At 64.8% G+C, this 401-nt stretch carries 1 pseudogene; it reads right to left on the reverse strand.

Annotation, left to right across the window (positions count from 1 at the left end):
* Nucleotides 1-401 (reverse strand): annotated as a pseudogene (locus KW849_RS31030) (type VI secretion system tip protein VgrG); the annotation flags it as partial.

Here is a 401-nt window from a genome sequence, read left to right on the forward strand (position 1 = left end):
AGGCGGGTCTGCTGGTTGAGGTAGCGTTCGTGGCGCAGGCGCGCAAAGAAGTGGCCGCTTTCGGTCTGCAGGGTTTCGTCGCGATGGATGGGGTGGCCGAGTTCGGTGTAGGGCTCGGCGTAGTGGTAGGCCTCGCCGTAGGTGTGGGGCGCGCGTTTGGTATCGGTAGTGTCTTGAATGGTGGCGGGCTCGCCGCGAGTCTGGTCGACTTCGCCGTCGAGGTGGGCACCGGGTTTGTTGGGGTCATAGGCGCGCACGCTGACTTGTTGTTCGACCACCTTGTGGCAGGTTTGCAGGGCCCAGACGGCGTCCTCGTGGCTGCTGAAGCCGGAGGGCGAGCGCAACGGCAGCGTGACGTCGAACTCGTAGCAGCGCTGGTCGTCGCAGAACTCGACCATGTC

It is taken from the genome of Pseudomonas sp. PDM26 (assembly GCF_019219185.1).
In the GTDB taxonomy this organism is placed as follows: Bacteria; Pseudomonadota; Gammaproteobacteria; order Pseudomonadales; family Pseudomonadaceae; genus Aquipseudomonas.